This window comes from Vibrio sp. R10-SG3-ISO10 (genome assembly GCF_059834185.1).
On the sequence record NZ_JCBDHG010000010.1, the window covers coordinates 1 to 23483 of the forward strand.

The 23483-nt window shown below is 45.0% G+C and carries 22 protein-coding genes and 1 riboswitch; of the genes, 12 read left to right on the plus strand and 10 right to left on the minus strand.

All coding sequences use genetic code 11. The features are described from left to right. From AC6R16_RS04700 to AC6R16_RS04715, 4 genes are all read right to left on the minus strand, one after another. Nucleotides 1–389 (minus strand): enoyl-CoA hydratase-related protein (locus tag AC6R16_RS04700; RefSeq protein WP_500673736.1); only part of this gene is annotated, 389 nt, incomplete at its 3' end. 37 nt (nt 390–426) lie between these two features. Then, entirely contained in the window at nt 427–1206 is a 780-nt protein-coding gene (gene menH, locus AC6R16_RS04705; protein ID WP_500673737.1) for a 2-succinyl-6-hydroxy-2,4-cyclohexadiene-1-carboxylate synthase, read from the minus strand. Next, nucleotides 1196–2926: a 2-succinyl-5-enolpyruvyl-6-hydroxy-3-cyclohexene-1-carboxylic-acid synthase gene (menD, locus tag AC6R16_RS04710; protein ID WP_500673738.1), complete on the minus strand. Its 1731-nt coding sequence runs from the start codon at nt 2924–2926 to the stop codon at nt 1196–1198. Before menD ends, menH begins: the two co-directional genes overlap by 11 nt. Next, nucleotides 2927–4234 carry an isochorismate synthase gene (locus tag AC6R16_RS04715; RefSeq protein ID WP_500673739.1) on the minus strand — a complete coding sequence of 436 codons (1308 nt, stop codon included), beginning with the start codon at nt 4232–4234 and terminating at the stop codon, nt 2927–2929. Nucleotides 4235–4454: 220 nt separating this feature from the next. Between AC6R16_RS04715 and AC6R16_RS04720 the strand changes: the two genes are divergently transcribed. Together AC6R16_RS04720 and yfbR are read left to right on the plus strand one after the other, a co-directional pair. Continuing rightward, on the plus strand, nt 4455–5669 hold the full coding sequence (locus tag AC6R16_RS04720; protein WP_486785735.1) for a pyridoxal phosphate-dependent aminotransferase: 1215 nt from the start codon (nt 4455–4457) through the stop codon (nt 5667–5669). Nucleotides 5670–5740: 71 nt separating this feature from the next. Continuing rightward, nucleotides 5741–6340 (plus strand): 5'-deoxynucleotidase, encoded by a 600-nt coding sequence (gene yfbR / locus AC6R16_RS04725; RefSeq protein WP_239855041.1) that lies wholly within the window; start codon nt 5741–5743, stop codon nt 6338–6340. On the opposite strand, the gene AC6R16_RS04730 is transcribed toward yfbR, so the two are convergent. Beyond that, nucleotides 6333–7241: a LysR family transcriptional regulator gene (locus tag AC6R16_RS04730; protein WP_500673740.1), complete on the minus strand. Its 909-nt coding sequence runs from the start codon at nt 7239–7241 to the stop codon at nt 6333–6335. The two genes, yfbR and AC6R16_RS04730, sit on opposite strands and share 8 nt — an antisense overlap. 122 nt (nt 7242–7363) lie before the next feature. On the opposite strand from AC6R16_RS04730, the gene AC6R16_RS04735 reads away from it, so the two are divergent. The 3 genes from AC6R16_RS04735 to AC6R16_RS04745 are packed head-to-tail and all read left to right on the plus strand — an operon-like array spanning nt 7364 to nt 11345. After that, complete coding sequence (locus AC6R16_RS04735) at nt 7364–8422, plus strand: HlyD family secretion protein (RefSeq protein ID WP_500673741.1); 1059 nt, start codon at nt 7364–7366, stop codon at nt 8420–8422. 2 nt (nt 8423–8424) lie between these two features. Continuing rightward, entirely contained in the window at nt 8425–9972 is a 1548-nt protein-coding gene (locus AC6R16_RS04740) for a DHA2 family efflux MFS transporter permease subunit (protein WP_239855038.1), read from the plus strand. Between the two features lie 56 nt (nt 9973–10028). After that, nucleotides 10029–11345, plus strand: coding sequence for an anti-phage deoxyguanosine triphosphatase (locus AC6R16_RS04745; protein ID WP_500673742.1), 1317 nt, complete (start codon nt 10029–10031; stop codon nt 11343–11345). Nucleotides 11346–11392: 47 nt separating this feature from the next. Here the strand turns inward: AC6R16_RS04745 and AC6R16_RS04750 are convergent, their stop codons facing one another. Further along, nucleotides 11393–12406 (minus strand): adenosine deaminase, encoded by a 1014-nt coding sequence (locus tag AC6R16_RS04750; protein WP_500673743.1) that lies wholly within the window; start codon nt 12404–12406, stop codon nt 11393–11395. Nucleotides 12407–12480: 74 nt separating this feature from the next. After that, a riboswitch (purine riboswitch) is annotated at nt 12481–12580 on the minus strand. A 109-nt stretch (nt 12581–12689) separates the two neighbouring features. Next, complete coding sequence (locus tag AC6R16_RS04755; RefSeq protein WP_500673744.1) at nt 12690–13301, minus strand: tRNA-uridine aminocarboxypropyltransferase; 612 nt, start codon at nt 13299–13301, stop codon at nt 12690–12692. Nucleotides 13302–13304: 3 nt separating this feature from the next. Between AC6R16_RS04755 and rrtA the strand changes: the two genes are divergently transcribed. The 3 genes from rrtA to AC6R16_RS04770 all read left to right on the plus strand — a co-directional run bounded on the left by rrtA (nt 13305) and on the right by AC6R16_RS04770 (nt 16353). After that, entirely contained in the window at nt 13305–13871 is a 567-nt protein-coding gene (gene rrtA, locus AC6R16_RS04760; RefSeq protein ID WP_500673745.1) for a rhombosortase, read from the plus strand. 106 nt (nt 13872–13977) lie between these two features. Next, entirely contained in the window at nt 13978–15414 is a 1437-nt protein-coding gene (locus AC6R16_RS04765) for a DEAD/DEAH box helicase (protein WP_500673746.1), read from the plus strand. A 222-nt stretch (nt 15415–15636) separates the two neighbouring features. Beyond that, nucleotides 15637–16353: a GntR family transcriptional regulator gene (locus AC6R16_RS04770; protein WP_500673747.1), complete on the plus strand. Its 717-nt coding sequence runs from the start codon at nt 15637–15639 to the stop codon at nt 16351–16353. Nucleotides 16354–16387: 34 nt separating this feature from the next. Here the strand turns inward: AC6R16_RS04770 and AC6R16_RS04775 are convergent, their stop codons facing one another. Continuing rightward, the gene (locus AC6R16_RS04775) at nt 16388–17587 is read right to left on the minus strand and encodes an enolase C-terminal domain-like protein (protein ID WP_500641792.1); all 1200 of its coding nucleotides are present in this window, start codon (nt 17585–17587) and stop codon (nt 16388–16390) included. Nucleotides 17588–17872: 285 nt separating this feature from the next. Here AC6R16_RS04775 and AC6R16_RS04780 point away from each other — a divergent pair, with 285 nt between their 5' ends. The 3 genes from AC6R16_RS04780 (at nt 17873) to AC6R16_RS04790 (ending at nt 20947) form a co-directional block, all read left to right on the plus strand. Continuing rightward, nucleotides 17873–19279: a PTS transporter subunit EIIC gene (locus AC6R16_RS04780; protein ID WP_500642217.1), complete on the plus strand. Its 1407-nt coding sequence runs from the start codon at nt 17873–17875 to the stop codon at nt 19277–19279. Between the two features lie 72 nt (nt 19280–19351). Further along, nucleotides 19352–20308, plus strand: a complete 957-nt coding sequence (locus AC6R16_RS04785; RefSeq protein ID WP_500673748.1) for a sugar kinase — start codon at nt 19352–19354, stop codon at nt 20306–20308. Nucleotides 20309–20317: 9 nt separating this feature from the next. After that, on the plus strand, nt 20318–20947 hold the full coding sequence (locus AC6R16_RS04790) for a bifunctional 4-hydroxy-2-oxoglutarate aldolase/2-dehydro-3-deoxy-phosphogluconate aldolase (RefSeq protein WP_500673749.1): 630 nt from the start codon (nt 20318–20320) through the stop codon (nt 20945–20947). Between the two features lie 104 nt (nt 20948–21051). Here the strand turns inward: AC6R16_RS04790 and AC6R16_RS04795 are convergent, their stop codons facing one another. Continuing rightward, the gene (locus AC6R16_RS04795; RefSeq protein ID WP_500673750.1) at nt 21052–22128 is read right to left on the minus strand and encodes a nickel/cobalt efflux protein RcnA; all 1077 of its coding nucleotides are present in this window, start codon (nt 22126–22128) and stop codon (nt 21052–21054) included. Between the two features lie 134 nt (nt 22129–22262). On the opposite strand from AC6R16_RS04795, the gene rcnR reads away from it, so the two are divergent. Then, nucleotides 22263–22535, plus strand: a complete 273-nt coding sequence (rcnR, locus tag AC6R16_RS04800; RefSeq protein WP_049843701.1) for a Ni(II)/Co(II)-binding transcriptional repressor RcnR — start codon at nt 22263–22265, stop codon at nt 22533–22535. Nucleotides 22536–22606: 71 nt separating this feature from the next. Here the strand turns inward: rcnR and sohB are convergent. After that, nucleotides 22607–23483: protease SohB (sohB, locus tag AC6R16_RS04805; protein ID WP_500673751.1), on the minus strand; the 877-nt coding region annotated here is incomplete at its 5' end.

Genomic DNA, 23483 nt, shown 5'->3' on the forward strand with positions numbered 1-23483 from the left:
GCAACCGATGCGATCACTGGCTTTGGACACGTACGAATTTGACGTTGGAAATCAAGAACGTTTAAGTGGTGAGTACCAGAATCATCTTGGTAGCCGCCGTAGTCTCCACGAATCTTCTGGTCGCCACCAGAACAGAATGCTTTCTCACCTAAACCGGTTAGGATAATAACGCCCACACCTTCATCGTAACGTGCATCTGCTAGAGCATTGATCATCTCTTTAACGGTTTGAGGACGAAAAGCGTTACGTACTTGAGGACGAGCGATAGTGATCTTAGCGATACCATCTTCGGATTTGTGGTACTGAATATCTTCATATTCACCTGTGCAGTCATTCCAGTTAACTGGAGCGTATAGTTCTTCTTCTGAGATACCGACTGTTTTTGCCATGGTGATTCCTAGTTTGTTTACCTACTGGCTCAGCATACTAACCAATGGTGTTCAGCTGAGTTTTAACAATATTTGCGAAAGCCTGTGGCTGTTCAATATGAACATTGTGCCCCGCTTTCTCAACTTGGCTAAAAGACAAACCGCTTCGTTTGGCCAACTGACTAAACTTATTGTCTTTTTCGCCACATATATAATGAGTTTTGATCCCTGAATCTTTCAGGGCATCGAGTAAATAGTCTTGTTTCGCAAGCGAAGTAGCCTCGAGCATATTCGCTACCGATGGGCCTAGATTAGCACTGCGTTTATCTATCAGTTTTTGTCTTTGCGCATGATTTAGCGAACTAAATACTGGCTGTTGATACCAGTCGCTTAATACCTGCTCAATAGGCTCGTTGCGAAATCGATTTGCCCATTGGCTATCGTTTTGCCGCCTTTGCTGCTTATCAGAATCGCTTTGCAAACCAAAGTTGCCACCCTCAACAATAAGTGACTGAATATTCAGGGCAGAAAAGTAGCCACTGGCTACACCAGACATCGCAATACGACCGCCCATTGAGTAGCCAACCAATACTATAGGCTGATGTGGCGTCACATGGGTAAGAAGAGTGTCAGATATTTGATCGCAGCAATGCTTAAAATTGCAACAATTTTCTAATGCGCTGTGTCCATGCCCAGGTAGATCAATGGAAATAACAGAGTAGTGAGATAAGTAAGATTGCGTTTCTTTCCAGTCCAAACCAGAACCCAGCAAGCCATGTAAAAATACGATCACTGTGCTTGTTGGATTGTGGTTTGAGCTAGCGTGACTATAAAGCATGAATTTGTTGGATAAACTCTTTCAATTGAGAAGACGCTTGATCTGGAGGTGTTTGCACTTCAACCAGCAATGCTCCCTCACCATGACGTAAGTGGTCATTTACCATGTGCGTGTAGTGAGCTAAGGTTTCAGGCTTGCTGTAATTCAATTTGAACTGCTTGGCAGCACTTTCGAAATCATAGCCATGCGGCATTTGGTAGAGTGACTGCTTTTGCTGCTCAGGAACAGGCAATAAATCAAAGATTGCACCACCATCATTGTTAGTCACAACCACCACAACAGGTGTTTTTTCGTGAGTAAGCAGGGCAAGTGAATTAATATCATAAAGCAGCGATGTATCCCCGATATATACTAGGGTCGGTTGTTGGTTAGCTCGCACTACACCTGATGCCGTCGCGATTAGCCCATCGATGCCGGATGCGCCACGATTGCTATACACGGCATAGTCATCAAGACCACTAAACATGTCAACCAAGCGCACAAACAAGCTATTGCCTAGAAAGATCTGTGTCTGCTTGGCAACTAGGTTAACGCTTAACGCAAGTTCAATCTCATCGAGTGAGGAATCGGCATTGAGATGGAGCGCAGCTAGGTTCGCAACCTGCTGAGACACTTCCGTCAGCTCATTCGCCCAACCAGATTCCGTATTGCAGAGTGCAGGTATTGACTCAATAAAGACCTGTAGCCAAGCTTTAATATCAGCAACATGATGAGTTTGCATCAAATGCGATTGGTTGTTTCTATCGGCACTTGGCGCAAGGTAATGATACTGCGCGTTACGCTGCTCAACCTGATCAGCAAGCCACTGGTTTAAGCGCTTCGACACGATTCTTGAACCGATCTGCAATACCAATTCACATTGATTAAGTCGTTCCGAGCGTTCGCCATTTTGGAGCCATAGATCGTAATGAGCCCAAGCGGAAGTCACCCCCGATTGAGGATCGCTCAATAGCGGCCAACCTAACGTTTCGGCTAACTGCTTTGCTAATCGCGCTTCACTTAAGGTAACGCTACCAAGAACAATCGCGCCTTTTTTATCAGCGAAATCACTAAAGTAGATCTGTTGTTCAATACCAGCCGACAACTGGCGAGTATAGGTGGTATTGCTCTGCCACCAACTCGACACCGTTTCTATATAATCTTGATAAATTGATTTGTCTTGAGCGCTATACAAGGGCTCAGGAAAAGGACAGTTGATATGCACCGCGCAGCCTACCTTCGCTTGACCGTGCATAACGTTATCAACGGAAGTAAGTAACCACTTCAGAGGTGTTGTCAAACAAGGACTTGGTAGCTCAAGTGATGCAGTAACATGTGACGAGAATATCCCCGATTGATTAATCGCTTGGTTAGCTCCACATCCAACCAACTCGATCGGTCTATCTGCCGTTAACACCACCAGTTTTTCACCAGTGAGCTTAGCTTCCGCAATCGCTGGCAACAAGTTCGCGACAGCTGTACCGGAAGTTACCACCACAGCAACAGGTTTTCGGCTTGCTTTCGCTAATCCAAGCGCAAGAAAGCCCAAACCACGTTCATCAAAATGGGTATGCAAAGTCAGGTTAGGATTTTCATCGGCTTCTAAGGTCAATGGCGTTGAACGTGAGCCTGGGGCAACGCAAACCTCACTGACCCCAAAGCGCGATAGCTCTTCCAAAATAGTCTGACACCAAATGCGATTTACCACCGCCTGCTCAATTGAGTATGGACTGCCACTCATCTATGAAGCTACTCCCAATGGAGGGTTGTCAGAAATTAAAGACAGTAACGTCGACATTTTTTTATCAAGCTCCTGCCATTCATGTTCAGCAATAGAGCCAGGAACAATTCCAGCACCAGCAAAAAGCTGCACTTGATCGTTGAGCACTAACGCACTGCGGATAGCGACGCAAAATTCCGCCCTTTGATGACTGATAAAGCCCATTGAACCTGCATACCAACCACGAGCAAACGGTTCATGCTCTTGAATGAACGCCATGGATTCTTCACGTGGTAATCCGGCAACGGCAGCGGTTGGCTGTAGAGCGCTAAGCAATTGCACCCCGTTAACCCCTTTATTGAGATGAGCATGAATACTGCGTTTTAAGTGCTGAACTTTACGTAAGCGAACTAACCTTGCTTCTTGCTCTACTTCAACATGCTCTGAGTGCGGAGTTAGGCGATCGATAATGTCGTCGACAACATACTGGTTTTCATTGAGGTTTTTAACGTCATTAGAGAGCCAGTTAGCCAACTCCATATCTTGACTGGCATTAGTGCCGCGCCCAATGGTGCCTGCAAGCGCCTCAGTGTAAAGCTCCTGACCTTGACGTGCATACAAACGCTCTGGGGTCGAGCCTAAAAAACTGTGTTTCTTATCTAATGAGAGTAAAAAGTGAAAACTATGGTGGTTTTGCAGATAGCTAGCTTTCAGTAGCTGAGATGCGCACAGCGGTCTATCGAGGTTCACCTCGGTTTTACGCGCCAGAACCACTTTCTTGAATTCATCGTTTTTTATCCCAGTCAGTACTTTATCTACCAACTGAGACCACTGCTCTTTTTCAGGCGTATGCTGGATAGTTTCTATATGCGAAGAGACTGGCAATATAGGGGAAACCTCAAGCTGTAGCTTATATAAGCTCGCCAAAGTGCGATGTTTTTCTGCGTTAAGGTTTACCGCGAGCGACCACTGCTGATCGAAACGAATCAACTCAATTTGCGGTAAAAAGAAAAAAGAGGACATACAGCGTCGATTTTTCCCTGTATGACCATCAAACGAACGGCCTCCCCAAATGCGCTGATCGTCGGCGAGAATAGTATAAGCAGGCGCAGGTTCAACAAAGGTATGTAACTGGCCTAGAGCCACAACCTCTTCTCGAGTATCGCGAGATTGCCAGTAAAACTTTGGATATAGCGGCTGCGCTTCCAACCAATCTATAAATACAAAGTCAGGTTTTTCCTCAAGAACTTGAACCAGACGGTTTACACCATCTTCTGCTTCCTTTACGCGTTCGATCAGTTCAGCTACGGCTTGATGAAAGTATGACAAATCAGCCTCGTATGCATGGGGGTTATTATTTCATTATATGTCGCTACTCTATTTATAGACCCTACTCAAATCAAGGTTGAAACCAATGTTTTGCAAAATCCTGTGATAACGGGCGTGCTACAAGGCATTAAATGTTGTTATCTAATCAGATTTTTATTCTAAAGAACCTCTTTTTCAGGTACTTTAATAAAGAAATTCAATAATATTTAGGTTTTAATCAATGCAAAATATCGGGATGTCGTCAAAACTCGACAATGTCTGCTATGACATTAGGGGTCCTGTACTCAAACATGCTAAGCGCATGGAGGAAGAGGGGCATAAAATACTGAAATTGAACATCGGTAACCCTGCCCCATTTGGCTTCGACGCCCCTGACGAAATTTTGGTTGATGTGATCCGTAATCTGCCAACTTCGCAAGGTTACTGTGATTCAAAAGGTATCTACTCTGCTCGTAAAGCGGTGGTTCAGCATTACCAACGTAAAGGCATACGCTCTCTTGATGTCGAAGACGTCTACGTAGGTAACGGTGCATCAGAGCTTATCGTTATGGCAATGCAGGCTTTGCTAAACAATGGTGACGAAATGCTCGTCCCTGCGCCTGACTACCCACTCTGGACAGCTTCGGTTGCCTTGTCCGGTGGTAAAGCTGTTCACTATATGTGTGATGAAGAAGCTGATTGGTATCCAGACCTAGACGACATTAAAAGCAAGATAACGCCAAAAACTCGCGGCATTGTTCTGATCAACCCAAACAATCCAACTGGTGCGGTTTACAGTCGTGATTTCTTACTGGAAGTCATTGAGATTGCCCGCCAGCACAAGCTGATCATTTTTGCCGACGAAATTTACGACAAGGTTCTCTATGATGGTGCGACACACACATCGGTAGCGACCTTAACAGAAGATGTGCTAGTCGTGACTTTTAACGGTTTATCAAAAGCTTATCGTGTTTGTGGTTTCCGTGGCGGCTGGATGTTCCTTACAGGGCCCAAGCATCAAGCGCAAGGGTACATCAATGGCCTCGATATGCTTTCATCGATGCGCCTGTGTGCCAATGTGCCGATGCAACATGCTATCCAAACCGCATTAGGTGGCTATCAGAGTATTAACGAACTGATCTTGCCTGGTGGGCGTTTGCTAGAGCAGCGAGACAAAGCTTTTGAGCTAATCAATCAAATTCCTGGCGTCTCTTGCGTTAAGCCAAAAGGTGCCATGTACCTATTCCCAAAAATCGATACCAAGATGTACAACATCAAAGACGATCAAAAGATGGTACTCGACTTCTTGATTCAAGAGAAAGTGCTACTGGTACAAGGAACAGGCTTTAACTGGCCGAAACCGGATCACTTCCGCATTGTAACCTTGCCGCATGTCGAAGATTTGGAAATGGCGATAGGTCGTTTTGAACGCTTCTTATCAACTTATAGTCAGTAGTAATTAGCGCTGAACTTTCATATGCTTAAAGGACACTCATCGAGTGTCCTTTTTTGTTTAGGGAGGAACAAATGCCAAACAGTAATCCAAAGGAAAGTCACTTTTTTGCCCACCTAGCACGTATGAAGCTGATTCAACGTTGGCCTTTGATGCGTTCAGTCTCGACGGAAAACATCTCTGAACATAGTCTGCAGGTCGCGTTCGTTGCCCACGCCTTAGCTGTCATCAAAAATAAAAAGTTTGGCGGAACATTAAATCCGGAACGAATCGCCATCCTTGGTATGTATCACGACACCAGTGAAGTGCTTACTGGCGATTTACCTACCCCAGTGAAGTACTACAACCCAGAGATCGCCAAAGAATACAAAAAGATCGAAGCTGCGGCAGAGCAAAAACTGCTCTCTATGCTGCCTGAAGAGTTTCGCGATGATTTCGCGCCCTTTCTAGTCTCTCAGTCTGCCCATACCGAAGATGCCGCCATAGTGAAGCAAGCAGACACCATCTGTGCCTACTTGAAATGTCTAGAGGAACTCAGCGCCGGAAACCATGAATATGCGTTAGCCAAGAAACGTCTCGATGTCACTTTAAAAGAACGTCTCACACCAGAAATGGATTATTTCCTCAACACTTTTGCACCTAGCTTCGAGCTATCATTAGATGAAATCAGCTAGTACGTGGATGCTCTTTATGGAAAGCATCTAACAAGTAGTCGATGAACACCTTCTTACGCTTTGGCATTAATCGTCTGTCTGCATAGACTAAGCTCACACTGACTTCTGGCATCGAGTATTGAGGCAAGAGATGTTTTAATTTGCCACTGTTAAAATGCTCTAAACAGATAAACTCTGGAAGCACTGCGATACCTAATCCGTCAATACAGGCATTAAGGCAAGATGTAATGGTATTCACTCTTAATTGATACGGTAAGTCGATCAAATAAGAGAATCCATCTTCTAAACTGAGTTGCCACTTTGGTAAACGTGCACCTTTGTTAAACACCTCAATCACTCGATGAGGCTCAGTGAGATCGAGGTGGCTGTCAATCTGACCAAATTTCCCTAGATACTCCGGGCTAGCAACCAAAACCCGCTTTGATGACGTCAGATACCTTGAAATAAGACTCGAATCTTCCAACTCACCAATTTGCGCATAAAGATCTATACCTTCGGTAATAATGTCCACTTCACGATTCGTCAGCTCCAGATTTAACGTTACATGAGGATAATCGGCCAAAAACTGGTGAATGTATTTACTTAACACTTGCTGACCAAGCTCGACGGGAAAGACGACATTGAGCGGTCCTCTGATTAAGTCTTGGTTAGCACTCACTTCCAGCTCAGCCTGATTGAGAAGCTCCAGCATCTGCTGGCTAGATTGATAAAAGCGCTCCCCTTCCGGGGTTAACATTAGGCTACGAGTGGATCGAGTGATCAACCTCACACCTAGGTGTTGCTCTAACTCCCCTAACTTTCGACTGACCGTGGATTTAGTCATATTCAATGCCTCTGCCGCGTGGGTGAAACTTCCACACTCAACCACTTGTGCAAAAACGGTTATAGCGTTCAAGTCCATTGAATTTCCTCTCTATTCATTAGAACGATTTGTGCAACAGTGTTTTCATTTTTTCCTATCTTATCAACCAATCCAATTCCTTTACAATTTGTTACATCCTTATTCCCCCAACGAGAATCACTATGACCGAAAACCATAACGCCCCAGCCATGCCTCGCAAACGCAACAAAGCCCCATTAATTGCCACCGCAATTATGCTGTCACTAGGCTTGCTGGGTGGTGGTTACTGGCTCACTTATGGTCAATACTTCGAGTCTACCGATAATGCCTATTTGCAAGGTGATATCACCAGTATCAGTCCTAAAGTTTCAGGCTATATCGCTAAGTCTTACATCACTGATAACCAAGCGGTAAAACAGGGTGACCTACTAGTACAAATAGATGACCGCGATTATCAAGCAGCTCTAGAGCAAGCTAAAGCACACCTAACCGTCACCGAAGCAAGTGAGCACAACCTCGTTGCTCAGCAAAAACTGCAACGCAGCCAAATTCACCAAGCTGAGAGCCAAGTTGAGTCAGCGCAAGCAGAGTACGATCGCGCCGTTCAGCAAGTGGCACGTTCACGCAGCCTGCTAAAACGCAACTACGCTTCTCAAGATGAAGTAGACAGCATGCTCGCTCAGCAAAAAGTGACAATGGCACAACTTGACGAAGCGAAAGCTAGCCTAGATGCAGCGAACGAGCAATTGAATGTCATTGCCAGTGAAATTGAACAAGCACGTGCTTCAGTAACAGAAGCGCAAGCAGGGCTAAAACAAGCTCAGTTAAACTTGGATTACACCAAAGTTTACGCACCAACGGATGGCATCATAGGCAAACGAAGCGTTCGCGAAGGTCTGTTAGTTCAGGCTGGCGCACCATTGATGAGCCTAGTACCAAATAACGCAGTGTGGATCGAAGCCAACTTCAAGGAGACTCAACTGAGCGGCATTCATAAAGGGCAAAAAGTCGAAGTCGAGCTCGATGCTTTTCCTGGTCAGCCTCTAGAAGGCGTTGTTGATAGCTTCTCTCCCGCCACTGGTGCGAAGTTCGCTCTACTGCCACCTGAAAATGCGACAGGCAACTTCACCAAAATCGTTCAACGTGTCCCCGTCAAAATCACGATTCCTGATGCTAAAGAGTTACAAGGCCGCTTGCTTCCAGGTTTGTCTGTTATCGCGACCATTGATACGCGAGGCTAATCATGGCGAGTGCTGCAATTAGTCCTACTGTTGAAGAGCAACAAGTGCCGACGCGTCACTGGATCGCCCTATTTGGTGGTCTCATTGGCGCATTTATGGCAATTCTTGATATTCAAATCACCAACTCTTCGCTGAAAGATATTCAAGGAGCACTTTCTGCCACCTTGGATGAGAGTTCTTGGATCTCAACCTCTTATCTCGTGGCAGAAATGATTGCCATTCCGCTCAGCGGTTGGCTATCAAAAGCACTGGGAAAACGCCGATATCTCACTTGGACAACCGCGATCTTTACCCTTTCGTCCCTGTTATGTTCTTTCTCATGGAATATGACCTCGATGATCGTGTTCCGCGCGATGCAAGGCTTTAGCGGTGGCGCTCTGATCCCTCTTGCCTTTTCATTGGTCGTGCAGCTTTTGCCCCTCAATAAACGTGCGGTGGGTATGGCACTGTTTGGTGTCACAGCCACCTTTGCACCGTCTATTGGCCCCACTTTTGGTGGCTGGTTGACGGAAAATCTTTCTTGGCACTACATCTTTTATATCAACATTCCGCCCGCTTTCTTAGTGATTGCGATGATTCGCTATGGTTTGGATGATGAACCTCTAGAGCTAGCAACACTTAAAAATGCCGACTGGTTTGGTATAGCCACGATGGCTCTTGGTTTAGGTTGTCTAGAAGTAGTTCTTGAAGAAGGTAACCGCGAGGAGTGGTTCAGCTCTAGCTTTATCATTACCTTGGCGATCATATCCGCAGTGAGCTTAGTCTATTTTGTGATTAATGAACTGCAGCACAAAAAACCATTGGTTAACCTACGGCTACTGAGAGACGGGCAATTTGCGATGTCTTGTATCGCTTATCTGATTCTTGGTATGGCGCTATTAGGTTCGATTTATGTCCTACCGATGTACCTCACCCAAATTCAGCAATACAACGCGATGGAGATAGGTGAAGTGTTAATGTGGATGGGCTTTCCGCAGCTGCTGATTTTTCCGCTTGTGCCAAAGTTAACTCAAATCATTAAGCCCAAATACTTAGTGACGTTTGGCTTTGCTATGTTTGGCTTGAGTTGTTACGTCAACACTCATATGACCGTTGATTTTGGTGGTCAGCAGCTGATTTTATCCATGGTACTGCGCGCCATTGGTAGTCCATTTATTATGGTTCCATTGTCCTTAGTCGCAATGAAGAACATCGCCAAGCATGAGACGCCTGATGCCTCCACCCTCACTAACGTAATGCGTAATTTGGGTGGTGCTTTCAGTATCGCGGTGATCGCTACTTTGCTTGATAACAAAACGCGCGAACATTTGGCTCATATCAAAGAGTCGCTACCCACTGTCAGTCAGTTAGGTTGGCAAACTCTGCAGCAACAACAGAGTTTCTTTATTCAAGCAGGCAGTGATAGCGCAACAGCGTTACAACAAGCCCAAGCCAGTTTGGTTGCTACAATGCAAAGAGATGCGGCGATTATGGCTTATAACGATGTGTTTCTGATGATGACTGGCTTTCTCGCTGTCGCAGCAATGCTGATTCTGACGATGCGCGACTGATCTTGCAGTCACTAGCGTATACGTGTACGGTAAGAAAAAACAGGGGAGCGCAGCCTATGACGTTTAAAATCAGCGATTTATGGCATGAACGCCACGATGATGAACATAAAATCCGTCGTGATGACCATCGCAGTCCATATCAAAGGGATCGGGCGCGCATCCTTCACTCTGCCGCTTTTCGCCGCTTACAGGCAAAAACCCAAGTACATGGCAATAGCTTCGACGATTTTCACCGGACTCGCTTAACCCACTCATTAGAGGCCGCTCAATTGGGCACAGGTATAGTCGCCCAGTTAAAAAAGAAACAGCCTGAGTTTAGGGACTTATTACCCAGTGACAGCCTGATCGATTCGTTATGCCTTGCTCATGACATTGGTCACCCACCATACGGTCACGGTGGTGAAGTCGCTCTCAATTATATGATGCGGGAACATGGAGGCTTTGAAGGCAATGCCCAAACCTTTCGCATTGTGACCAAGCTGGAACCTTACACTGAACAATTTGGTATGAATCTAGCGCGCCGTACTTTACTTGGCCTAATCAAATACCCTGCGATGATTAGCCAGACTCGCGCCGCAAAGATTCCAGACAGTGTTTCCCACCAGCGTAAATTAAGAGCGAAAGATTGGTCACCAGCAAAAGGCTTGTATGACTGCGATAAAACCTTGTTTGACTGGGTTGTCGAGCCTTTGAGTGAACAAGATAAGTTGCTATTCAGCCAGATGCGTGAAGAGAAAGTCAGTGGCACCCAGCATAGCAAAACTCGCTATAAATCGATTGATTGTTCAATCATGGAACTCGCGGACGATATTGCTTACGGTGTGCATGATCTTGAAGATGCGATTGTACTGGGAATGGTTAATCGCCACCAATGGATTGAAGGCGCTTCTAGCCACTTGTCGGAATGCGGTGATCCTTGGTTTGAAAAACACATCGCCTCGATCACCGAGATGCTTTTTGCCGGAACTCATTACCAACGCAAAGATGCGATTGGCGGCATGGTTAACGCACTACTGACCAGTATTTCTATTAAGCCAATTGACGCCCCGTTCCAAAGCGAACTGTTGGCTTTCAATGCCGTACTCGAACCCACCATGGCAAAAGCACTCGATGTATTGAAGAAGTTTGTCAGTGACTACGTAATACAAGTGCCTCACGTACAAGTGGTGGAATACAAAGGTCAGCAGATCATTATGGATATTTTCGAAGCGCTTAGCGCTGACCCGGAGCGATTATTACCCATCAATGTGCGCCAGAAGTGGCTAGACAAAGAGAATGAAAGTGAAGGCTTTCGGGTCATTGCTGATTACATTTCTTCGATGACGGATGGGCATGCCCAAAGGCTCCACCAGCAACTGTTTTCCTCTCACTAAACGTAAAGGGCAGCATTATTGCTGCCCTCTTGATTTATACCAGCGAGTTAACTCACCGAACTAATAAATTCGCCCAGCTTTTCTCTTAGTTTTTGCTTCTCTTCATCACTGATGAAACTAGCGGCAATCGCATTGCGGGTAAACTTCGCCAGCTCTTGATTGGTCATTGAGTGCGCTTCGGCGACAGCCAAGAAATTATCTGTCATATAACCGCCAAAGTAAGCGGGATCATCAGAATTGATTGTCACGCAAATACCACGTCTTAGCAGTTCAACAATATTATGCTCATGCATCTCTTCAAACACCTTGAGCTTAGTATTGGAGAGCGGGCATACCGTTAGCGGCATCTGGCTTTGTGCTAAAGCGTGCAATAAATTTTCGTCATCAGAGCACCTCACACCATGATCAATACGGCTTACCTTCAATAGCTCTAAGCTATCATAGATATTACTTACAGGGCCTTCCTCCCCTGCATGAGCCACCGTTAAGAATCCTTCTTCTATCGCTTTAGCAAATACGCGGGCAAACTTCTCTGGCGGATGACCAAGCTCCGAAGAGTCCAAACCGATACCAACAATCTTGCTTTTATGCTCAAGGGCTTGGAATAAGGTATCAAAGGCACTTTCTTCGTCTAAGTGGCGTAGGAAACACATGATGATCTGGCTAGTAATACCAAGCTGCTCACGGCCATCTTCTAGTGCGCGGTGAATACCGCTTATCACGGTCTCAAACGCAATCCCTCTCTCAGTGTGAGTTTGCGGGTCAAAGAATATCTCAGTATGGATGACATTATCTTGCTGACAACGTAACAAGTAAGCCCAAGTCAGATCATAGAAATCTTGCTCATGAATAAGAACATTTGCACCTTGATAATAGATGTCTAGAAAAGATTGTAGATTAGTAAACTGATACGCGGCCTTCACTTCCTCTGGGGTAGTAAAAGGTAACGCGATATTGTTGCGCTGAGCGAGTTCAAACATCATTTCTGGCTCAAGGGAGCCTTCTATATGCAAATGCAGCTCAACTTTTGGAAGTTGTTGGATAAATTGGGTTTGGTTCATGCTTGTCTCTCCATTCATATCGATTAACAAGCACTTTTCTCTAAATTAGCTTTATGACATACAAAGAGAAAAGCGCCATGCACTTAACTCTTCGTAATCTGAAATTTGAGGTTTCAGGTAGAGACTCCCGCACCTTATCAGCGGGATTATACGAAGCTTCGCCTAGTAGTAACTAAACGATTGCGCGGCATTGTACTTGGATAAAGTACTCATTGACAACATCGCACTTGGATCAAGTGTAGTCGCTTTGTTGAATTTTGCCGCCTACTCCCAATTCGCCTGTTCAATCCGCGCGATAGTTTTTTTCAAACACGCCCGGTGGCATTTGCTGAATTTGAAACTCGATCATTTGGTTGAAGGCATCGATTAAAGGTAGGAAGTCTGTCTCTGGTTCCAGTAGCGATAGAATGTGGTAGCCTGCCTCGACTGTCGAGAGACTATTATCGCTTGGCGCTTTACGAATACGGTAATTACCTTGCAAGTCATCAGGTAAGTGAATTAACGGCAGAGCGTGTAAATTGGTTGATAGCTGCCACATCTTATAGGCTTTTTTCCAAGTGCCATCTAACAGGATCACCCTTACCTTTTGCTCAGCAGATAACTTTTCAGCGACTTGTGTATGGCTCACAGAGCCTTCTCCCGGATAGAGCACAAAGTGATGATAGGACTCGTCGTTCAGCAATTGGTTGAGCTTATCATGAGCAGAAAAGTCTTCCCCTTCAAAGCAATAGCTATTGGTGAGTGACAGCTTGAGTATTCGCGCCGTTCCCATTGGTCTGTTTGTTTCACTGTGGTGTTGTAGGATGACCAACTCGACATTCGATGTTAGGCTTTGTATCCACTCACAGATACAAGCTTTGAGTGACTTTCCACATTGAGAACAGTATCGGGACATAGTGTGCGCTTATTACTTCTGTTAATTGCTATCAGCTTAGTTTGCCTAGGCCTTCAATTCGAACCTTTCGCTTCCCAAGTTAACTGGCAACGCTATTTTATTCTTGAAGGTCAGTGGTGGCGAATCCTAACAGGAAACTTCACTCATACCAACTTTGCCCATCTAGGGATGAATCTCGCCGGTCTTTGGGTGATCAGTTTTATCTTCAAGCCGTCCCCCAAGGCCCTCCTTTCTAGCCTGATTGCCGTTAGTCTAGCCATAGGCGGGCTGAACTTCCTAAGTAGCATGAATGGTTATGTCGGTCTCTCTGGCGTTCTGCACGGGTTATTCGCGTATTTTGCCCTTCAGGAAGCTTTAAACAACAGAAAAAGTAGCTGGCTGTTGGTCGTTGGCGTACTAGCAAAAGTTGGCTGGGAGATGACAATGGGTGCATCAGCTTCGACAAGTGAGATAATCAATGCGCGCGTGGCAGTGGAATCTCACCTATTTGGTGCTCTATCTGGTCTTGTCTTGGCGATGACGGTTTTTCTGCTAACAAAAAAAGGCGTACTTTCCTCAACCAAGTCATAATTTGGTTGATGTTCACCGCTAAAGGGCTCAGAATGGCGCCCTTTTTCGTGGCGACACCTTTTGTTGATGTCTTGCCCGATCACACACCACTTACAGAGAACAATATATGGGTTTTACCTCTTTAGGCCTTTCTGCCCCAATCCTCAAAGCTATTGAAGAACAAGGCTATGACAAACCGTCTCCGATTCAGGAGCAAGCAATTCCTGCCGTACTAGCAGGTAAAGATGTTATGGCAGCAGCGCAGACGGGTACAGGTAAAACTGCAGGCTTCACATTACCGATCCTTGAACGTTTGGACAATGGTCAACGCGTGAAAGGCAATCATATTCGCGCCTTAGTATTGACCCCAACACGCGAGCTTGCCGCACAGGTTCAGGAAAACGTGTTTAAATACAGTCGCCACCAAAAACTGACCTCTCAAGTTGTATTTGGTGGGGTTAAAGTTAACCCACAAATGATGAAGCTGCGTAAAGGCTGTGACGTGTTAGTGGCCACTCCAGGTCGCCTACTCGACCTCTACCAACAAAATGCGATCAAGTTCGAACAACTTGAAGTATTGGTACTTGATGAAGCCGACCGCATGTTGGATATGGGCTTTATTCGTGACATCCGTAAGATTCTCAACTTACTGCCTGCGAAGCGCCAAAACTTGTTGTTCTCTGCAACTTTCTCACCTGAGATCCGCGAGCTAGCAAAGGGCTTGGTCAACGACCCAGTAGAAGTCTCGGTGAGCAAAGAGAATTCAACTGCGGTAACCATCGAGCAAAGCATCTACCCAGCAGACAAACGTAAGAAAGCGCCAATGTTGGTCAAGCTAATCAAGGATGGCAACTGGCGACAGACACTGGTTTTCTGTCGCACTAAGCATGGTGCGAACCGCTTGGCTTTCTTCCTCAATAAAGAAGGCATTACAGCGGCGCCAATTCATGGCAACAAAAGCCAAGGCGCACGTACTCGAGCATTAGCAGATTTTAAATCGGGCGACGTTCGCGTATTGGTTGCTACTGATATTGCCGCGCGTGGTATCGATATTCCTCAGCTTCCTCAGGTGGTCAACTTCGAACTGCCGCACGTCTCTGAAGATTACGTTCACCGCATTGGTCGCACTGGTCGTGCGGGTGAAGTCGGTAAGGCATACTCTTTAGTCGAAGCCGCTGAAGCAAGCGAGCTATTTGGTATTGAGCGCTTAATTCAGCAAGTGCTTCCTCGCCTTGAATTAGAAGGTTTCAAACCCGTCAACGAGCTTCCTGAGTCAAAGCTAGATACTCGCCCAATTAAGCCAAAGAAACCTAAGAAGCCGAAAAAGCCTAAGCAACCTAAAGCCGAACATCAGGACGGTCAGCGCTCTGGCGATAACGCTCGCGGTAACAAGCCAGCTGGCAAGAACAAACGTCACTTTGGACACAGTAAGCCAAAGGGCGAGAACAAAAATGGCAACGGCCAACGCGGAGAGGGTAAAGCGAAGCCTCGTTCAGGTAACGCGGGGAACAAACCTCGCCGACCTTCTAATCGCAAGCCTACAGGCGCGCAGCCCAAAGCTTAGTAACAACGAATAAACTAGCCCCACATTCCGTGGGGCTAGTTTTATCGAATACATAGTACCTACATATCATGTTGTTACTTGCCATTCCAATAGCTTCAATTTGTTATGCCTTGAACTGATGAAATAATTGAAGATCATCAAAACCTCAATAAAAAGTATTTAATTAGGTTACAATTAACCAGTAAAGTGGTCTTGTGAAGAAAATAATCACCCCTAATTATTATGAAAAAATATGAAGAACTAGTTCAAGATATAGTAAGCAAAGTTTGCCAAGGTGTTATTTCTGTAAAGCTACCTTCAGAGAGGGAGTTGGCGGACAAATATGAGCTATCTCGATTTTCAGTACGAAAAGCACTTGCTAAACTTGAAGCCATCGGTATTGTAAAATCAAAAGTAGGTTCTGGTTACTTCGTTAATACATCTATAATTGGCTCACCACTTATATATAATTCCGTGACTGAGAATAAATTTGGTGAAATTTCTTATAAGAAAATAAAGCTGAATAAAAGGTTACCAACCCCACATGAAATTCAAGTATTTTCAATTGAAGATGATGAATATCTTTGGCATATAAAAAGGTTACGGTTAATTCAAGGAAAAGTAACTCAAGTCGAAGAAACTCGCCTACCCGTCCGCATTTTCCCTAAAATTGATGAAACTGTTATTGAAAGCTCTTTGCAAAAGCATGTCCTCTCGCTAGGACTGGAGATCGACAGCTACTTAACCACTTACCGAGCCATCAACTTATCTAAGGAAGACGCCGATTTACTTGGTTGCAAACGTTCAAAATCGGCAATGAATATCACCAATCGTGGATTCTTAAAGTCAGGTGAAGTATTCGTCGTCAGCGATATCATCGATATCGATTATCAGTGCACATACCACACAAAATTTAACTCTGAGAGCTTGAGTTACCGAGATCAAAACGACCGCGAATAGCGGTCGTTTCTTATCTGTCTTACACAATTTTATCTTACGGTGTATGAATCGAACCATCTGGTAAACGGCTTTGTGTCCATTCATGTGGTCGATAAGTCACTGGAAATTCTTTCGCCATTTCTAGATTCATCTCAACACCAATGCCAGGACGTTCCGAAGCATACAAGTAACCGTTGTCCGGTTCAGCAGCATTAGGAAAAACTGCTTGGGTATTTGGCTGGTATTCAACATGTTCTTGAATTGCGGCATTGTGCAAGTGAACATTAAGGTGTGTATTTACCGCGGCGCCAATGGGTGTCATATCTGGCGGACAGTGCCATGCAATACGTACCCCAAAGCTCTGGCATAAATGGCCAAGTTTCAGAGCTGGGGTGATCCCCCCTATTTGCGAAACATGGCAGCGAATGAAGTCTACCCGACGGTTAATAATCAACGCTTTCCATTCTTCTGGGTTGTTAAATAGCTCCCCTAACGCCAATGAAACACTAGACTGACTGCGAATGTTATCCAACCACTCAGTTTGGTTTGGTGGCAGAATATCTTCAATAAAATATGGTTTGTATTTTTCGACCTCTTTGGCAAATTGAACGGCTTGGTTAGGGAACAATCTTTCATGCACGTCATGCAGAATATGGAATGCATTTCCGTATTTGCTACGTAACTGCCTAAACATTGCCAACGTGTTATCAACATACTGATCTTGGTCATAGTATGAGCCAGATGTTGGAACTTGCGCTGTATGAATATTTTCAGGGACGCCACCATAAAAACCCAATTGGCAACGAATATGTTTGTAGCCCTGCTCTAGATATTTATCGATCTGCTCGTATAACCCTTCCATCGTATCGCTAGTAGCATGCGTATATACTTGAATAGCATCGCGAGACTTACCACCGAACAATTGATGTAGCGGCATACCAGCTTGCTTAGCTTTAATATCCCAAAGTGCCATATCAACACCTGAAATAGCATTATTGATAACAGGTCCATTACGCCAATAAGAATTAACCATCATCATTTGCCATAGGTCTTCAATATTATTAGCATCCTTTCCAATTAGTAATGGTTTGATATATTCATCAACCATTGTCTTAACGGCTAAAGGTCGCTGTTGAAAAGTCGCACAACCATAACCAGTCAGTCCTGACTGAGTTTCGACAATAACCGTTATTAGGTTATGCCTGTCAGGTTTGGTAATCACACACTCAATATTTGAAATGATATTTTTGTTCACTTTGAACTATCTCTAGATAACAGGATTTATTTTATCTAACAGTGAAAGAATGCAGATTTCAAGGGGTAAATTATACTTAAAAATGACTGGTTCGTTCCTGATTTACTTTCGCAAACAAAAACGAACCAATTGCCCCAAAATAGCCAAAAATAATTTTTCAGCTGTTTTAATGTGAGTTTTATCACTTTTTTGTCGATTGGCTTAAAATCCTCAACCGCTAAGATGATTGCAATAAACGAGCAGACAAGCACATAGGAAAGTATGATGCAATTGACAGAAACCAACATGGCTATTGGCGATAATACGCCAAACAAAGCAGACAGCTTTAGCATGAAACTACAAGAATTGGTCGCCGCACTTGGTGGTGAAAAGAACATCGCAAACATTACCCACTGTATGACTCGCCTACGCTTTAAGCTGGTCGATGAGTCCAAAGCAGATAAAGTCAAACTTGAAGCTATCCAAGGGGTGAAAGGCGTTGTTCTCGCACAGGGACAAACTCAAGTCATCATAGGTGTCGATGTTGAGAAATGGTATCTAGCTCTTTCCGGTGCAAGTGCCGCCCCCATAGACGCCGATATTGAACAAGAGAAAGGCAAGCTGTTTCAAAATGCCATGCGCATAGTGGCTGGAATCTTTGGCCCTGTGGTTCCTGCTATCGCAGGTGCGGGGATGTTAATGGGACTTCTATCGGGGCTTATTGCAACCAATGTCATTTCTGAATCTTCTGACACGGTGTTTTTCTTCAGATCCATCTCCGTTGCCGTCTTCTTTTTCTTACCTATGCTGGTCTCTTTCTCGGCAGCGAAGGTGTTTAAGGTCAATGAGTATATAGCGCTTGCTGTTGCTGCTGCTATGATGTCACCAAAGCTACTTGAAAAAGCCACGCTGCTAACAGAAGCTGGGAGCAAAGCAGAGCTTAATGTGTTCGGCATGCTGCCTATTGAACTACTTAACTACGGCGGCGCTATTGTCCCGGCTATTCTAGCAGTTTGGGTTCTATCAAAAATAACCCCGTTGGTCGACAAGCTTGTACCAGCTTCTGCTAAGCCTGTATTTACGCCACTACTTGCCTTTACCGTGACTTCAACTCTTGTTTTATCAGTCGTTGCTCCAGCAGGCATGTGGCTTAGCAATGGTGCTGGCTGGGTTGTGAGTTCCCTACTGGAAGTCTCACCTACGCTTACTGGCTTTGTATTTGGCTTAACCCGACCAATTACTATTGTATTCGGCATTCACCACAGCATGACACCAATCAGCTTGAACAATTTCGCGTTGTACGGCAAAGATCTACTCATGCCAATCATGTGTCTTGGCAACCTCGCTATTGCTGGAGCCACTATGGCTATCTGGTACAAACAACGCAAAACAGCAACGAAAGAGCAATCTTCGATCACGGCTGGCTCGGGTATCACTGCGATTCTCGGTATTACAGAACCCGCTCTATTCGGTGTTTTAACCAAATACACAAAAGCTCTGTTCATGGCGAGTTTGGCAGCGGGTATCTTTGGCGCAATCTCAGTGACGATTGATACTCACCTAACTAGCTATATTCTATCGTCTGTATTTAGCTTACCGGCTTACCTAGCAGGTGGTACCCAAAACTTCATTCAAGCGATTATTGGTGTATGTGGTGTTTTCGCCTTATCTTTCGCTTTAACTATGATGTTCGTTCGCTTAGACAATAAGTAATCGCTTCAAGTCACCATCAGGTCTGCTCCCCCAACACAAGCAGGCCTGATGCGCTTTATAAGAATTTATACTATGAAGACAATCTCAATCATTGGCGAATGTATGATTGAACTCAATGGCAAACCATTTAGTCATATGCAACAAACGTTCGGTGGCGACACTCTCAATGCCGCCATTTATCTTTGCCGAAGCCATCAAGGCTTGAGGCCCGCTCCAAAAGTACAATATGTCACTGCGCTAGGAAGTGACCCGCTGAGCAAAGAAATGAAAGCTCGATGGGAGCAGGAAGGTATCGACACTAACTTGGTGCTAACAGACAACAATCGCTCTCCTGGACTCTATCTGATTCAACTGGATGACAAGGGTGAAAGAACATTCCTGTATTGGCGTGAACAGTCTGCTGCAAAATACCTACTTCAGCATCAAGACTTTTCTTATGTTCGACAAACACTTAAGTTAGCTGATATGGTAATGATAAGCGGTATTAGCTTAGCCATATTGCCAACTCAAGATAGGCAGCAAATGATCCAACTGCTGAATGAGCTCAGAGCGTCTGGAACTGAAGTGGTGTTTGACAGTAACTACCGCCCTTCATTGTGGTCAAGTGAGAAACACTCAACCGTTAAGTCTGTATACCAATCGATGTACCAAGCCACAGATCTCGCTTTAGCCACCTTTGATGATGAACAACTCATCTGGGGTGATCAAACGCCACTAGACACTATTACTCGCATACAGTCTCTTGGTGTCAAAACTGTAGTAATAAAACTTGGGCCTAAAGGCTGTTTAGTCTCAGATCACAGCACTTTTGAACCTTATCATGTTGAAACGACTTTAATTGAAAACGTTGTCGATACTACCTCTGCCGGAGACTCATTTAACGGTGGCTTCCTTGCTACTTATCTCGAAGATGGAGATGTTAGACGTGCGTGCCACAATGGCAATCAACTTGCTGGAGAAGTCATTCAGCATAAAGGCGCTATCATTTCTAAATCACATACGAATACCGCAAAGCAAAACTTTAGATAGGAAAAAACAATGTCTAACTTAAACGAGCAGCTAAAAGCACTCAAAGTCATCCCAGTCATCGCTGTCGATAACGCAGAGGATATTTTGCCTTTAGGTAAGGTGTTAGTTGAAAATGGTTTACCAGCCGCTGAAATTACCTTCCGCTCCGATGCTGCGGTTGAAGCAATTCGATTACTAAGAGAAGCGCAACCTGAAATGTTAATTGGCGCAGGCACAGTGTTAAATAAAGAGCAAGCACTGGCAGCACAACAAGCCGGCGCTACCTTTATTGTCTCGCCGGGCTTTAACCCAAATACCGTTCGCGCATGCCAAGAGATCGGTATTGATATCGTACCTGGCGTCAACAATCCAAGTACTATTGAAGCCGCTCTCGAAATGGGCTTAACTACATTAAAGTTTTTCCCTGCTGAAGCATCAGGTGGTATCAATATGGTTAAAGCACTGCTTGCTCCTTACGGGGACGTTCATATTATGCCGACAGGTGGCATCAACCCTTCCAACATCAAAGATTATCTCGCTGTTCCTCGCGTCTTAGCATGTGGTGGGACTTGGATGGTTGATAAAAAGCTTATCGCTGAAGGTCAATGGGATGAGCTTGCCAAGCTCACACGTGAAGCAGTTGAACTAGTAAACCAATAAAACCGATCATTTGCCCCACATTGTCTGTGGGGCCTCATGTGACTAAGTACTCACAGCCAGCTTTCATTGAGTTAAAGCACACGTTTCATGCAAAAAATCTGCACTTAGTTCATAAGCGAGGTGTAGCCATGCATACCCATATACAACCCCACCGCACTGATTAAAACTCCAGATAAATAAGGAGCTCGGCGAGCGATATCATTCAAACCACTCCATTTCGATGTCGCCTTGTGTACACCGATAGCCGCAACGACTCCGACTGCAACTAGAGTCAGCGCTAAACCAATACTAAATGAAACGACTAAGGTCGCGCCTAATGTCATGGCCTTTAGTTGCAAACAGATTAAAAGAACGGTGACCGCTGCTGGGCATGGAATTAATCCACCCGTTAGACCAAACAGAAGTATTTGACCGTTGGTTACCTCTCTGTCTGCAAAACGTTTCTGAATATCCTTAGCGTGCGCGCGTTCATGGGCATCTTGGTACTCTTTCTCTTCATTGTTCGATTCCAAATTTGAGTGGAAGTGCACATCAAAGTCATGGGTATGATCGTGATGTCCAATCATTAGCTTGACCTTCACATCATCCCGTTGTGTCAGAGATGACGTCGATTCTAGGTAGCCATCACGCTCTACAAATTCATAGGTATCAATAGCTTGCTGCCTCACACCAGATGGCACTAATTTTACGCTTTCAGCCTTCAACGGCTTACTGTTTAGCGTTTTCAACTGAAATCTCTGGTCAAGCCCTTCTTCGACAATCGATAGCGCCACATGACCATGTCCAGTATCAACCACCTGAGTTCTCCAATCCTGTGAGTGATGGTGAGCGCTATGCCAAGCGCGCTCTCCACTCCATGTTCTCCAGAACATCCATAACCCGGTTGCAACGATGATGACACCTGATATGAGCTGCATCCAAGGCTCAGCAGCTTCAGCGGTAAACTTCTGGCTGATGTACATACCACCAACAGCGATTAGCCAGACGACAGCGGTATGAGAAAGTGTTGCTGCTAGCCCAAGCATCACTGCCTGTTTGACCGTCCCTTTCACCGCAACGATAAACGCTGCCATCATGGTTTTCGAATGCCCGGGCTCTAAGCCATGTAAAGCACCAAGTAAGATTGCACTTGGGATAAAAAACCAGCCGTTACCTTGTTGTAAAAGTGCTACAAAATCCATTGCTGTTCTCTATTGTTGTTTCAATCTGGCTGAAATCATACTCCCCCCCAGTACATAATACTACCCCCCAGTATAATTTAGATGCTACATTATCGGTTAGAATCTTTCCGCCTAACACGTAAAGAAGATATGCCATGTCACACACAGTAAAAGATCAGAAAAAGCTTAAGGCCCGAGTGAGTAAGATCCAAGGTCAAGTCAATGGTCTAAAAAAGATGCTAGATGAAGAGCATGAATGTCAGGATGTTTTGCAGCAGATCGCTGCTATTCGTGGTGCCGTAAATGGTTTAATGCGGGAAGTGATTAAAGGGCACTTAATTGAACATGTCGTGCTCGAAGAAGAGAAAGATCAACGCGAAACAGATATGGAAATCGTACTCAAGGTTCTCGACTCCTATATCAAATAAGGTTGATCTTAAGCAGATACAAAAGCGCCCACCAAAATAGGTGGGCGCTCTAGTATTCAGTATGTAGCGAATTAGACGATCGGGCGTTGGCCGCGATCAATCAGCTTCATTAATACGTTGTCTGCCGCTTCACCTGCTAATCCAGCAAGCTTTGAGGTCAGTTTCTTTTTCTCTACGTAGTGAATCGCAAGTACGGTTTTGTCTTTACACGCTTCAACCACAAGATCGTCTGAGGTTTTGATCTCATCAACCAAACCTAAGTCGTGAGCTTGCGTACCAAACCAGTGTTCACCTGTTGCGACTTTATCCAACTCAAGCTCAGGACGACGCTCACGAATAAAGTCTTTAAACAGGCCATGTGTTTCTTCTAGCTCTTGTTTAAACTTCTCACGCGCTTTGTCCGTGTTCTCACCAAACATAGTTAAAGTACGCTTGTATTCACCCGCTGTAAGCTGCTCATACTCAATATCATACTTTTTCAGCACTTTATTGAAGTTGGGTAGCTGGGCAATCACACCAATGGAGCCAACGATGGCAAAGGGTGCTGACACAATCTTGTCCGCAATACATGCCATCATATAGCCACCACTTGCCGCGACTTTATCTACCGCAATGGTCAGGGGCAGATTGGCTGCTTTAATGCGATCTAACTGTGATGAAGCAAGGCCATAACCATGCACCATGCCACCACCAGACTCTAAGCGCAGTAGCACTTCATCACCTTCACGAGCCACAGCTAAGATTGCCGTCACCTCTTCACGTAATGAAGCGACCTCTTTAGCATCAATACTGCCTTTAAAGTCGAGAACAAACAGGTGAGGTTCACGTTTACTATCAAGATCGCCCTCTTTTGAGGCTTTCTTGATCTCTTTCTCGCGAGATTTGTTTTTCTCTTTCTCTTGTTTCTTTTCTGCCTTGTCACGCGCTTTAATAAACGCTTCATCATGC